Raw genomic sequence first — 12,502 nt, 5'->3', positions numbered from 1 at the left:
GCCGACGGCACCCTTCGTCAGTCTCTTGCTGCCACGCCCGAAAGTATTCGCTGAAGATCCGCAAGAGGCACAGGCTTGGTGAGGTGGAAATCGAACCCCGCATCTCTGGCCAGTTCCTTGTCCTTATCCTGGCCCCAGCCTGTCTGAGCGATGATGGTGGTGTGTTCGAACAGGTGGTCCTGCCTCAGCGCGCGGCAGACCTCGTAGCCATCCATACCGGGGAGGCCAATATCGAGCAGGATCGCGTCTGGCCTATAGTTGCGAGCGGCATCCAGAGCTTCTCGTCCATCGTGGACCGCCTCGAATTCATGGCCGATGTCCTCCAGCAACATCCCCATCGTGTCGGCGATGATCGGGTTGTCATCGATGACGAGGACTTTCAGCCTCTGGGATGGCTTCTCCGTTGGTTTGGCGGACTGTTCCGCAGTTGTGATTTCCTCCGGGGCTGCGGTTAACGGGATCTGGACAGTGAAGACGCTTCCTCGATCAGTCCCCTCGCTTGATGCGCTGACCGAGCCGCCGTGCAGTTCGACCAATTGCTTGACGAGGGCCAGGCCGATACCGAGGCCACCTTGCGAACGCTCTCGATGACCACCGACCTGCGCAAACAGCCGGAAGACGTCGCTCTGCATCTCGGCCGGAATGCCTACTCCATTGTCGCGGATGGTGATGACAGCTTTGCCGCCGTCCGCGGTCACCGATAGTTTGATCGTTCCGCCGGATGGCGTGTATTTTGCTGCGTTGGTCAGCAGGTTGGCGATGACCTGCGACACGCGGGCCGGGTCCGCATCGATCCAAAGATCTGCGGTGGGGATATCGAGCTCGAAGGTGTGTGCTGCGCGATCGATAAGCGGGCGGCTGGCCTCGGCCGCTGAATGAACGACGTCCGCGACCCTGACCTTCTCCTGGCGCAGCTCGATCTTTCCTTGGCTGACACGCGAAACATCAAGGAGATCGTCGATCAGCCTAACCAGGTGGTCCAACTGACGGTCCATCATCTCGCGAAGCTCGTAAGCCCTCACATCGTCGGGATCGCGCCGCAGGATATCGAGACCATTGCGAAGCGGTGCAAGTGGGTTGCGAAGCTCATGGGCAAGAGTGGCCAGGAACTCGTCCTTGCGGCGGTCCGCTTCCTTCAGCGCCTCGGCCTGGGTCTGAAGCTGGTCCCGCTGCTGCTCGATCTGTTGGCGCTGACGATAGAGTTCGAAAAAGACCTCTGCCTTATGGCGCAGCACATCGGGCTCGATCGGCTTCTGGATAAAATCCACGGCTCCCGCTTCATATCCCTCGAAGCGGCGGCGCTCGCTCGTGCTGCCGGCGGTAACAAAGATGATCGGGATGCGGCGGGTTCGCTCATTGCCGCGCATCAGTTCGGCAAGCTCAAAACCGTTGAGGCCAGGCATCTGGACGTCTATCAAGGCGAGCGCGACATCATCCTCAAGGAGGATTTCGAGCGCCTGGTCGCCGGAGCGGGCTTTCAGAAGATACAGGTCGTCGCGACGAAGCAGCGCTTCGAGAGACAGGAGGTTTTCTTCGAGATCGTCGACCAGCAAAAATTTGACGGGGTTCATGGCTCAACCTTTTGCAGATAAGTAGCTATCGAAGCAAGTGACAAAATATCGGCTTTCGCAACGGCTTTAATCGCAGCCTCTGGCATGGCGTCCTGAAACGCCGTGTCTGGTTCCTGAACAATTGCGATGCCGCCTGCGTCGGCGATCGCTTTGAGGCCCAAAGCCCCATCCTGGTTGGCGCCGGTCAGAACAATACCAATCAGGCCGGGACCGTAAATGTCTGCAGCCGATTCAAACAGGACATCGATCGACGGACGGGAAAACAGCACGGGCTCATCGGCGGATAGCGCAAGTGACCTGTCTGTTTCGACAAGCAGATGGTAGTCTGGCGGCGCGAAGTAGATAGTCCCTGCTTCGAGCGGAACCTTGTCCTCTGCCTCAACGACATTAAGGGCGCATTTTGCGGCAAAGAGCTCGGCAAGAACGCTGCGTTTGTCCGGAGGTATATGAACCACCACCATGATCGGTAATCCGAAGTCGGCAGGAAGCGCTGGCAGGATAACGGATAGCGCCTCAAGGGCACCAGCCGATGTACCGATCACGACAGCCTCTGGACTGGAGGTGCTCATCGGACCGCCTTCTGGTAGATCTTCTCTTCGCGAACGACGTCTGTGAACGCATTGGCATGCGCCGAGAACCGAAGGCTTTCCTTCGCGCCGATCCCCAAAAAGCCTTTCCGCGCGAGCGATTCCTTGAACAGGCCGATGGTCCGATCCTGAAGTGGCCGATCGAAGTAAATCATCACATTGCGACAGGAGATCAGATTCATCTCGCCGAAGACCGCGTCTGTCACAAGGCTATGGTCGGAAAAAACGACACGCTCCCTGAGGCTGCGGTCGAATGTCGCCCGGCCATAACCGGTGGTGTAATAATCTGACAAAGACGACTTGCCGCCTGACGCTCGGTGGTTTTGCGTGAAGAGCTGCATGCGATCGAGATCATAGACACCGGCTTCGGCGATCCTCAACGCTTCCTGGTTGATATCGGTGGCATAGAAGATCGTCCTGTCCTCCAGACCCTCCTCGCGGAACAGGATCACAAAGGAATAAAGTTCCTCCCCGCCGCTGCAGCCAGCGATCCAAATCTTAAGCGATGGATAGGTCTTAAGATGCGGCACCACCTTCTCGCGAATGGCGCGAAAGTAGCTCGGATCGCGAAACATCTCGCTCACCTGCACGGTCAGATAGCCAAGCAACCGCGGCAGCATCGCCTCGTCGTGCAAGACGCTTTCCTGGATGGCCGAAATAGTCGGAAACCCCAGTTGCTCACGGGCCTGACGCAGGCGTCGCTTCACCGATGCCATCGCGTAATTGCGGAAGTCATAGTGGTAGCGGACGTAGAGCGCCTCCAGCAGCAGCCGGATCTCGATGTCCTCGATCTTGTCGAATGTCTCGCTCATCGCGGCATCCAGACGCGGACGAGCGATAGCAGCTTTTCGACGTCGAGTGGTTTGGCCATATAATCGTTGGCGCCGGCATCGATGCAGCGCTGCTGATCGTCGGGCATCGCCTTGGCCGTCAGAGTGATGATCGGCAGCTTTTTCCAGTCAGGATTTTTTCGGATCGCCCGCGTTGCTGTCAGGCCATCCATCACCGGCATCATCACATCCATCAGCACCAGATCGATCTTGGACACGTCATCGGCGCTGGATTTCTCCAGGGCGTCGAGCGCCTCCTGGCCATTGCGGGCTATCTGAATGAGCGCGCCACGGGGCTCCAGAATATTCGTGAGGGCGTAGACATTACGCACGTCGTCTTCAACAATGAGGATCCGGCGTCCCTCAAGCAGGGCGTCGCGGTGACGCGCCTTGCGGATCATCTTCTGCTGCTCGTCCGGCAGCTCCGAGACGACCTGGTGCAGGAACAGCGACACCTCGTCCAGCAGCCGCTCCGGCGACTTTGCCCCTTTGATGATGATCGACTTCGAATAGCGACGAAGTTTTTCCTCCTCGTCGGATGCGAGCACGCGACCGGTGTAGACGATCACCGGTGGGAAGGAATGCGTGTCCTCCTGGCTGATGGTTTCAAGCAGCGAGTACCCCGACGCGTCCGGAAGTGAAAGGTCAAGAACCATGCAATCAAATGTCTGGTCCTTCAGCAGTGCCAAGGTTTCCGCTGCTGTCCCGGCGCTGACCGTCTCGACGTCGTGTGACGTGAGAAGCTTGGCGACGGCCTCTCGTTGAACCTCGTTGTCTTCAACGATCAGAACACGGCGCACGCCTTGCGTAAGCTTTGCTTCAAGCTTGTGCAGCACTTCGACCAGTTGCTCGCGCTGCACCGGCTTCAGCATGTAGCCAACAGCCCCGAGCGACAGGGCAGTCTCCGTATAGTCGTCGCCCGAGACGATATGGATCGGAATATGCCGGGTGCGGACATCCCGCTTCAGACGATCGAGGACGGAGAGGCCGGACTGATCGGGTAAGCCAACATCGAGGACGATGGCGCTCGGCATGAACTGCTGCGCGAGGTTAAGGGCGTCCTGGGCGGTGCCTGCTACGAGCGAGCGGAAGCCCATCTCGCGGGCGAGGTCACGCAAGATCGCCGCGAAGGTCTGATCATCTTCGACGACAAGCAGAATTCGTCGCTCGTCCGAGGGCATAGCGCGGTCGTCCTCCACAATCGCTCGCGGCAGTAGCGCCGTCGGTTGACTTGGTGCTGCTGAAGCAGCGGGTGCGAGGGGTACGGCATTGCCGACCGGAGCTCTCGGCGCGACGATGGCAGGATCGTAGGCGAGCGGGAGCGTGACCGTTAAGGTGCTGCCTTTCCCTTCCTGGCTTCTGATATGGATCGTACCACCCAGCAGGCGCACGAGTTCACGGGAAATAGACAGGCCTAATCCCGTGCCGCCAAACTTGCGGCTGATCGTTCCATCCGCTTGATGGAAGGCCTCGAAAATCCGTTTTTGCTGCTCCGGCGCGATGCCGATCCCCGTGTCCGTCACCCCAAAGGCGACCTGGCCGTCGCCCGTTCGGTTCATCGAAAGCGTAACCTTGCCTTTCTCGGTGAACTTGAAAGCGTTAGACAGCAGGTTTTTGAGGATCTGTTCGATCCGCTGCAGATCGGTCTCGATGACTGCGGGGCATTCCGGCGAGATGTCGATCTCGAAACCGAGCGACTTGTTTTTGGCAATTGGTTCGAAGACTTGACGCAGGTTGTTGGATAGACGCTCGACGGAGACGGGTTCGGGCCGGATGTCGACATGGCCCGCCTCGATTTTGGAAAGATCAAGAATGTCGTTGATCAGGTTGAGAAGATCGTTACCTGAAGACTGGATGGTCTGGGCATACTTGACCTGCTCGGCCGTCAGGTTGTCGTCGGGATTGTCCGCCAGCAGTTTCGCCAGGATCAACGACGAGTTCAGCGGCGTGCGCAGCTCATGCGACATGTTGGCCAGGAAGTCGGACTTGTATCGGCTGGCCTGCTCCAGCTCGCGGGCTTTCAGCTGAGTTGAGGCGTTGGAGCGCTCCAAGTCGTCTTTTTGCGATTCCAGCTGTTGCGCCTGCTCCTCAAGCTGAGAGTTCGTCTGCTCCAGTTCGACCTGCTGCTGTTCGAGCCGCGCTTGCGACTCCTTCAAGGCCCGACCCTGTTCCTCGAGTTCTTCGTTCGAGACCCGCAGTTCCTCGCTCTGCACCTGCAGCTCTTCCGATTGTCGCTGGGTTTCCTCCAGAAGGTTCTGCAACTCACTTCGATAGTTCGCCGAACGAATGGCGGTGGCGATCGTGCCGGATGCCTCTTTAAGGAACGTGAGGACGCGTTCATCCACAGGCCGCAGGAAGCCGAGCTCGATCACAGTGTTCACGTTGTGGTCGATCGCCGCCGGGGCAAGAACCAGGTGCCGCGGCTTATCCCGGCCAAGCGCCGAGCCGAACTCCAGATAGTTTTCCGGCACGTCGTTGACGATGACGGGTTTGCCCTCGACCGCCACCTGTCCGAGCAGACCTTCACGGGGCCTGACCAAATCCGGAAGCTTTGCATCGGCGGGGACGCCGTAGGTCGATGAACGCTTGTAGGCATCTGACCCACCCACGAAGATTGCCCCGGCGACGGCCCCGACGTGGTTTGCTAGGTAAGTCAGAATGCTGCCGCCAAGTTGCTCGGTGCGCTGGTCGCCCATCATCGCGGATGCCAGTCCAAGATTACCCGCCTGCAGCCATTCTTCGCGGCGACGGGCGAGGGTAGAACGGCGGATCAAAACGCCGATGGCGATGGTCAGGAGAATGCCGAGGATGCCGGCAAGTACGCCGCTCAAAAGCGCAGTACCATAGGCATTGTTCATTTCCTCGAGGCGCTTTGCCCGCAATACCGCTTCTTCTCGGCTCATCGCCGAGAGCTGTCCGCGCACGGCATCCATAGCCACCTTGCCGCGATCGGAGTTGACGACTGCCAGTGCCGCGTCCAAACCTTGGCTGCGACGAAGATCGATCGTCTGCTTCAACTCCGCCAGCTTGGCATCGACATGCTGCTTGAGTATGGGCAGGCGCCGGACCTGGGCCGGATTATCGCTGGTGAGCTCGCCAATTTCCTGGATCTTGGCCGGGATCGTATCAAGGGCCGTGTTGTACGGATCGAGGTACCGTTCGTTGTTCGTGAGTAGGAAGCCGCGCTGGCCGGTTTCCGCGTCCTGCGTGCTCGACAGCAACTCGTCCAATGTGATGATCACCTCGTGCGAATGGACGATCGCCTCTGTATTCTCCCGCAGCGTCTTCAGGTTGATGTAGGCAAACGCGCCGCTGATCAGGAAGAAAACAATCGCGCCGGCGAGGCTGAGGGCGACGACGGGGTCGAGACCGAGACCACGGCGGGTCAGGTCTTGAGAAGCGGTCTGTGGCATGTGTCTGTTCCTGAACAAGGCGAGGCAAGGTCGTGGCGGAGTATATGGGCGAGCTACTTCTAGCTAGTGCAACAGCCGCCGTCATCAATATTCTGCTATTATTCCTCCGACGGGCTGTTGCCGACAGGCCCATAACAGGCGAACCATCACTTGCTTGTGTGCGGTCGGCTGAAGCCTGCGGACGACCCATGCGCGCCGGCGTTCCTGCCGAAGGCAAATGGCCTCGCGGAAAGAAGATCCGGAAATGGGTATCCAACGCAATGATGCAGAACTTGACCGGTACAAAACGCGTTTCGCACGTTGCGGGAAATCTTGCATGAGCGTCACTCATACAAAAGCCTAGGTCCTGTTGACAAAGTATGGCAGCCATATCTTTGCGGCTGCCAGGGCGAGGAATGCCGAGAAGGATTTTCGTGTCTTGTCGTATCGGGTCGCGACGCGCCGGAACTGCTTGAGACGGTTGAACATCCGCTCGATGCGGTTTCGATCTTTGTAAACCCGAAAGTCGCAGGCAGGCGGGTTCTTTCGGTTGGTTTTTGGCGGAATGACCGGCCTGATACCGTGGATCAGGAGTTCTTCACGCAGGAAGTCACCGTCGTAGCCTTTGTCGGCGAGGAACAACCTCGGCTTGCCGACCGGTATCGCCAGCAAGTCAGGAACGGCGTTGTAGTCCGAAGCCTCGCCGCCTGTCAGGACGAAGCCAAGAGGGCGGCCCTGACCGTCTGCTCGGGCGTGGATTTTCGTCGTAAAGCCGCCGCGTGATCGACCAAAAGCCTCCTGATAAGTCCCCCTTTTGCGCCCGCCGCCTGCGAATGGCCGCGAACAGTGGTGCTGTCGATCATGTGCTGCCAGTCATCCGTCAGCCCCAGTTCGACGAGGGTCTCAAGCAGGGCGTCCCAAACGCCTTGTTCGGCCCAACGGCGGAAGCGCACATAGACCGAATTCCACTTTCCGTATCGCTCATGCATGTCGCGCCACGGGCATCCGACCCGAAGGACATGCAGCATACCGTTCAGATATTGCCGATTATCCTTCCTGCCGCGTTCGGTGGGCAACAACCCCTCGATGATCCGCCATTCCATATCTGTCAGGTCGCCGCGAGCCAAAACTGCCTCCTAAAAAGCAGTCTTGAATCACGCTTCTGCTGATTTGGGAATCCACTTTGTCAACAGGACCTAACATTGCGCTGTCATTTCCTTTGATATCTAACCTTCGAATGAAGAAGGTAACGGCAACAGAACTGGCATCAGACGTTGGGAACATCGCGCGGACGATCACCTATCTCGCTCTCCCGGGAATGCGACCGACGGATCTCGTAGGCGCGGTCGGAAAGAAACATCCTGCCGTGGCATAGTAAAGTTAACGACCGAGAAGCAAAGGTGTGACGCCAACCTCTTCCACATCCCGCGCCACGACATCCCCTCCAACCATCATCGAAAACTGCGCACAGCGGCGATGAACCCTATGGGCGAAGATCGCTCGGGCATGAACGGTTTTATGCGGCTGGCGTCACACCTTTGCTTCTCGGTCGTTAACTTTACGATGCCGGTATCCACTATCTGATGAAGGTTGAGTCGACGATGCTCCCTGAAATCTGATAAGTCTTACAGTCTGGATCAAACCCGCCGGAAGGTCATTGACAAGTTCGATACTGCCGCCGAAGCGCTCGATGATTTCCTTGGCGATGGCAAGACCGAGCCCCACGCCCGGGGTTGACTTGCGCCGCGCGAGGTCGACCCGGAAGAAGGGTTCGAAAACCCGCCCGATCAGTTCCTGAGGAATGCCAGGGCCCTCGTCCCTGATCGTCACGACGATTTCGCTGTCGTCTCCGGTCAGATCGATATGCGCCTTCTTGCCATGGGTGACAGCGTTCAGGATGAGGTTGCGCAAGGCTCTCTTGAGTGCCAGCGGAGCCGCCTTGATAGTCATGGCGTCTTCCGGCTCGATGAAGTCGAGAGCACCCGCATGACCAAGATCGGAAACATCGCTGACGATCTCGCTGAGAAGCGTACCGATGTCGATCGTCTTGGCGCTGTCCTGGCTGACCTCTTCCCGCACCAGAACAATGGCGCTGTCCGCGATGGCGTCCAGCTCCTCAAGGTCCGCCAGCCATTTGGCCCGTTCCTCGTCGTTTTCGATGAATTCAGCCCTCAGGCGCATACGGGTCATCGGTGTTCGGAGATCGTGGCCGGCGGCGGCGACGAGGCGCATGCGGCTTTCCATAGCCGCTTTCAGACGGCAGGCGAGTTCGTTCAGCGCCCGCGCCGTGGCGCGGATTTCGCCCGGTCCGGTTTCCGGCAGGTGCGGCAGCGAACCGTCAGGCCCGATGTTGGCGGCGGCGTTTTCCAGCATGTCGAGCGGGCGGGTGATCTTGCTGGCCGCAAAGATCGAAACCGCGGCGCTACCAAGAATGATCAGCCCGATCCACATGCCGAAAATCTTCCAGCCGCCCGGCGGCGGACCCATATGCGGGATTTCCGCGACCAGCCAGCCGCCTTTTTCCAGCGCGATGGCCGCCATGGGCGCAGGATTTCCCGGCGAGCGGATGACCATCGCGGTGCGCGGCTCTCCGACGCGCACGAGCGCCTTTTCCAGAAATTCCGAGAGCATCCCGTCGAAATCACCTTTCGGCGGTTTTTGTTTGATGTCAAAATAACCCGGCTGCTGGAGCGTGGGGTCGCGCTCGACCATCGTCACGGCGAAGGAAAGGCTACGGGCCACCGGCTCGATGGTGGCATCAGGCGGTGGCGGCTGCAATGTCCGGTCGGCGACAATAGTCGCAAGCGCGATCACAGCAATGATGGAGACGATCATCAGCGCCGTGATGCGGCTTCTAAGAGAACTCATCGCTGCACCGGCAGGGTTCTGACCGGAACAGTCATCTGGTAACCGCCATTGCGCACGGTCTTGAAGATCGGCGTTTGAGTATCGGCGTCAAGTTTCTTGCGCAAGCGGCTCATCAGCACGTCGATTGAGCGGTCGAACGGTCCCCGGTCCCTGCCCTGCGTGAGGTCGAGAAGCTGATCGCGGGAAAGGAGCCGTCCCGGCCTGTCCAGAAATACTTTCAGCAGATCAAATTCCGCTCCCGTCAAATCAATATTTTCGCCGCTGGCGCGGACCACGGAGCGCTGCTCAGGATCGGCAGTGAAATCCGCAAAACCATAGGCGGCGGATGAGGGGTGGGGGGCTTCCTGCGGCGTCGCGCGGCGCAGCACTGCCTTGATGCGCGCCGTCAGTTCGCGTGGATTGAAGGGTTTGCCGAGATAGTCGTAGGCACCGATTTCCAGCCCGACGATGCGGTCGACATCCTCCTTCAGCGCAGTCAGGAGAATGACTGGCGTGCGCGGCCGGCGGCCCTGCAGATCGCGGCAGATATCGAGACCGGAACCATCTGGTAGCATGACGTCGAGCACGATCAGATCGGGGCCGGAACTGGCGATCCGCTCCTCGAACTCACGCCTGTCGGCGGCCATCGACACGCGGAACCCCTGCGAGCCGAGATATTTCGCGAGCAATGTGCGTATTTCCGGATCGTCATCGACGATCAATATATGTGTCACCGAAACCGTCGCCATATCGTCCAACCTTTTGATGCCACTATACATAAGCGACGCGAAGAAACGGCGGATTTTTGCAACGAAAGCTTGCTGCGGCCGCTCTGGCAACATTCGGTTAAAAATAGGCCGCGCGTGGAACAAGACCCGCAACATTGGGACCAAAGCCGGAAACGCTTAGCTCCTATCGTCTTCTCAGGTTGGAAAACGAAAAGGAAGGTAAGATGAGAAACGCTCTAATCGCCACCGCCGTGGTCGTGACAACTGTTCTTGGCGCTTCGGCCACCTCCCGAGCTGCGGAGCAGGGTGAACCATTGCCGCAGGCATCGGAACAGGCCGTGCCGCCGCTGGCCAGTCCTGACTTCGGCTCGAATAGTGCTCCGGAGCAAAGGCTGCCGCATGGCCGCAAGATGGCCGGGCCTGAGATGCTACGCCCGGATATGATGGGGCCGGATATATTGGGGTTGGCGACGAAACTTTCGGCAGCGGAAATCTATCTCGGCGTCACACCTGAACAGCTTGGTCCGTAGCGCGCCTATGCCACTGCGCTGATCGATCTTGTTTTGCCCACTTCAGAACTCAAGCCATTGCCGCCGAAGGGACCGGGTGCGACGCGGCTAGAGCCGCGTCTTGCCGGTGAGGAACTGGCCGGCATCGCAATGAAAAAGGCAGAACAGGCTAAAGCACTTCAGGACGCATCGGCTACGCTGAAACCGAAACTTTCTCCGCAGCAGGTGCAGAAGCTTGCTGAACTCGAACGCGCATTGATGCCGCCTCTGCCTCCCGTCCCGCATGATGGCCGTGCACGAGACGGTCGTATCGAGCCTCCGCATGGCGACAGGATGCCGCCGCTGCCTCAGGCAGAGCGGGGCTGACGCCACTCTTCAAAGTTTCCTCCTTTAATAGCCCCCCAGCAAAGGAGGAAATCAGCCGGAAACGGCTGAAGCCGGGGGATCGCTCGCCTGCGATCCCCCGCGTGATTTTCAAGCGAGAAGATGATGATGAGATATTTCTACCTGATGCTGGCGACGGTTTTTGGTTTGAGCTTCGTCTGGTCGGTCGCTGCGGCCAGTGACAGGCCGGTGCGAGATCCGGCGGCGAAATTCCGGCAGGACGAACAGTGGCACCAACCCGTCTGCGCCAAGGAACGGCGCGAAAATGCACACGGCAAGCGTCGTCACCACACCTGCCGCAAGGCATCCGCCAGAAAGTCTGTTGCCGCCTATGAATGGATCGAAGCAGACAACGGCTTCATCCTAGTGAAACACGACATGAGGTCGGTTTCTTCTTTTGAGTAGACCGGCCGGACAGGACAGGACGATGAAAATGGCTCGCAAAGCAGGTGTGGCGCTGACGGTTGTCGCGCTCGCCCTAGGTGGCTACTGGCTGTCCTCCCAATATACGCGGGCCGCAACGCCCGGTTATATCACCTCATCTGTGAAGCGCGGTGATATCGAGCAGACTGTTCTGGCGACTGGAACGCTCAAACCCGTTCGTCTGGTGGCCGTCGGCGCGCAGGCCTCCGGTCGCATCACCGCCGTCAAGGTCGCACTTGGAGATACGGTCAAGGCGGGCGATCTCATTGCCGAGATCGATTCCGTTACCCAGAATAACAGCCTTCGCACGGCGCTGGCAGCGCTTGCCAACGTGAAGGCGCAGCGGGTGGAAAAGCAGGCGACACTTGTTCTTAACCGCCAGAGCCTTGTCCGCCAACAGGAAATGGTGTCGAAAAATGCCGCCTCCCGTGCGGATTTCGAAAGCGCCACTGCAGCGCTCGCAGTCACCCAGGCGCAGATCGAAGCGATTGACGCCCAGATCGAGGAGGCACAGGTCGCTGTCGAAACGGCAAAGGCCAATCTCGGCTATACGAGGATCACCGCGCCCATCGAAGGCACTGTTCTGTCTATCGTCAGCCAGGAAGGGCAGACCGTCAACGCCACCCAATCCGCGCCTACCATCGTCATTCTCGGCCAGCTCGACCGGATGACGGTGCGCACGGAGATTTCCGAGGCGGATGTAACGCGGGTCAAGCCGGACCTGCCGGTCTATTTCACCGTGCTGGGTGAGCCGCAGCAGCGTTACGACGCGACGCTTGCTTCGATAGAGCCGGCACCGGAATCGGTGCGCAGCGATTCCAGCTTCAGTTCCTCGACCTCTTCATCCTCCAGCTCGTCCTCCTCCAGCACGTCGGCCTCCGAGGCGATCTATTATAATGGCGTGTTCGAAGTGCCGAACCCGGAAGGCAAGCTGCGCACCTATATGACGGCGGAGGTCCATATCGTTCTTGGCGAAGCGAAGGACGTGCTGACCGTCCCCTCGGCGGCCCTTGGCAGCATGGAAAGCGACGGCAGCTATGCCGTGCGTGTGACCGACGCCGATGGCACGGTTTCCGACCGCAAGGTCGAAATCGGTTTGAACAACAAGGTCACGGCGGAAGTTCGTTCCGGCCTTGCCGAGAATGAGCGCGTTGTGACAGGCGAGCGTTCCACCGCCACCACCGCAAACGCCATGCCGGGGCCGGGCGGCCCGCCGATGGGGCTCTGAACC

10 protein-coding genes and 2 pseudogenes are annotated in these 12,502 nt (G+C 59.3%); 5 read left to right on the top strand and 7 right to left on the bottom strand.

Annotated features, from left to right (window positions below; genetic code table 11):
- Window positions 1-17 precede the first annotated feature (17 nt).
- The 5 genes and pseudogenes from BTN45_RS25690 to BTN45_RS25670 all read right to left on the bottom strand — a co-directional run bounded on the left by BTN45_RS25690 (window position 18) and on the right by BTN45_RS25670 (window position 7,483).
- Entirely contained in the window at window positions 18-1,571 is a 1,554-nt protein-coding gene (locus BTN45_RS25690) for a response regulator (RefSeq protein ID WP_052821348.1), read from the bottom strand.
- Complete coding sequence (locus BTN45_RS25685; RefSeq protein WP_052821349.1) at window positions 1,568-2,140, bottom strand: chemotaxis protein CheB; 573 nt, start codon at window positions 2,138-2,140, stop codon at window positions 1,568-1,570. Before BTN45_RS25685 ends, BTN45_RS25690 begins: the two co-directional genes overlap by 4 nt.
- A complete protein-coding gene (locus BTN45_RS25680) occupies window positions 2,137-2,970 on the bottom strand; it encodes a CheR family methyltransferase (RefSeq protein WP_052821350.1) in 834 nt (277 codons plus the stop codon). Before BTN45_RS25680 ends, BTN45_RS25685 begins: the two co-directional genes overlap by 4 nt.
- Window positions 2,967-6,401, bottom strand: coding sequence for a response regulator (locus tag BTN45_RS25675; RefSeq protein ID WP_207591772.1), 3,435 nt, complete (start codon window positions 6,399-6,401; stop codon window positions 2,967-2,969). The genes BTN45_RS25680 and BTN45_RS25675 overlap by 4 nt, the downstream gene beginning before the upstream one ends.
- Window positions 6,402-6,740: 339 nt before the next feature.
- Window positions 6,741-7,483 (bottom strand): annotated as a pseudogene (locus BTN45_RS25670) (IS5 family transposase).
- A 304-nt stretch (window positions 7,484-7,787) separates the two neighbouring features.
- Between BTN45_RS25670 and BTN45_RS26505 the strand changes: the two are divergent.
- Window positions 7,788-7,890, top strand: a pseudogene (locus BTN45_RS26505) (IS6 family transposase); the annotation flags it as partial.
- A gap of 20 nt (window positions 7,891-7,910) precedes the next feature.
- On the opposite strand, the gene BTN45_RS25665 reads toward BTN45_RS26505, so the two are convergent.
- Both BTN45_RS25665 and BTN45_RS25660 read right to left on the bottom strand, forming a co-directional pair.
- On the bottom strand, window positions 7,911-9,248 hold the full coding sequence (locus tag BTN45_RS25665; protein ID WP_052821407.1) for an ATP-binding protein: 1,338 nt from the start codon (window positions 9,246-9,248) through the stop codon (window positions 7,911-7,913).
- Window positions 9,245-9,976 carry a response regulator transcription factor gene (locus BTN45_RS25660; protein ID WP_197283370.1) on the bottom strand — a complete coding sequence of 244 codons (732 nt, stop codon included), beginning with the start codon at window positions 9,974-9,976 and terminating at the stop codon, window positions 9,245-9,247. Before BTN45_RS25660 ends, BTN45_RS25665 begins: the two co-directional genes overlap by 4 nt.
- A 203-nt stretch (window positions 9,977-10,179) precedes the next feature.
- Between BTN45_RS25660 and BTN45_RS26720 the strand changes: the two genes are divergently transcribed.
- From BTN45_RS26720 to BTN45_RS25645, 4 genes are all read left to right on the top strand, one after another.
- The gene (locus BTN45_RS26720; RefSeq protein WP_348649837.1) at window positions 10,180-10,485 is read left to right on the top strand and encodes a hypothetical protein; all 306 of its coding nucleotides are present in this window, start codon (window positions 10,180-10,182) and stop codon (window positions 10,483-10,485) included.
- 33 nt (window positions 10,486-10,518) lie between these two features.
- Window positions 10,519-10,830, top strand: coding sequence for a hypothetical protein (locus BTN45_RS26715; protein WP_348649836.1), 312 nt, complete (start codon window positions 10,519-10,521; stop codon window positions 10,828-10,830).
- Window positions 10,831-10,956: 126 nt separating this feature from the next.
- Entirely contained in the window at window positions 10,957-11,253 is a 297-nt protein-coding gene (locus BTN45_RS25650; RefSeq protein WP_052821408.1) for a hypothetical protein, read from the top strand.
- A 22-nt stretch (window positions 11,254-11,275) separates the two neighbouring features.
- Entirely contained in the window at window positions 11,276-12,499 is a 1,224-nt protein-coding gene (locus BTN45_RS25645) for an efflux RND transporter periplasmic adaptor subunit (RefSeq protein ID WP_082186165.1), read from the top strand.
- The last annotated feature ends 3 nt before the right edge of the window (window positions 12,500-12,502 follow it).

Origin of the sequence: Rhizobium sp. ZX09 (genome assembly GCF_017357485.1) — a bacterium.
Lineage (GTDB): Bacteria > Pseudomonadota > Alphaproteobacteria > Rhizobiales > Rhizobiaceae > Agrobacterium > Agrobacterium pusense.
The sequence above is the reverse complement of the archived record's forward strand: the minus strand, read 5'-3'. Positions and strand labels throughout refer to the sequence as shown.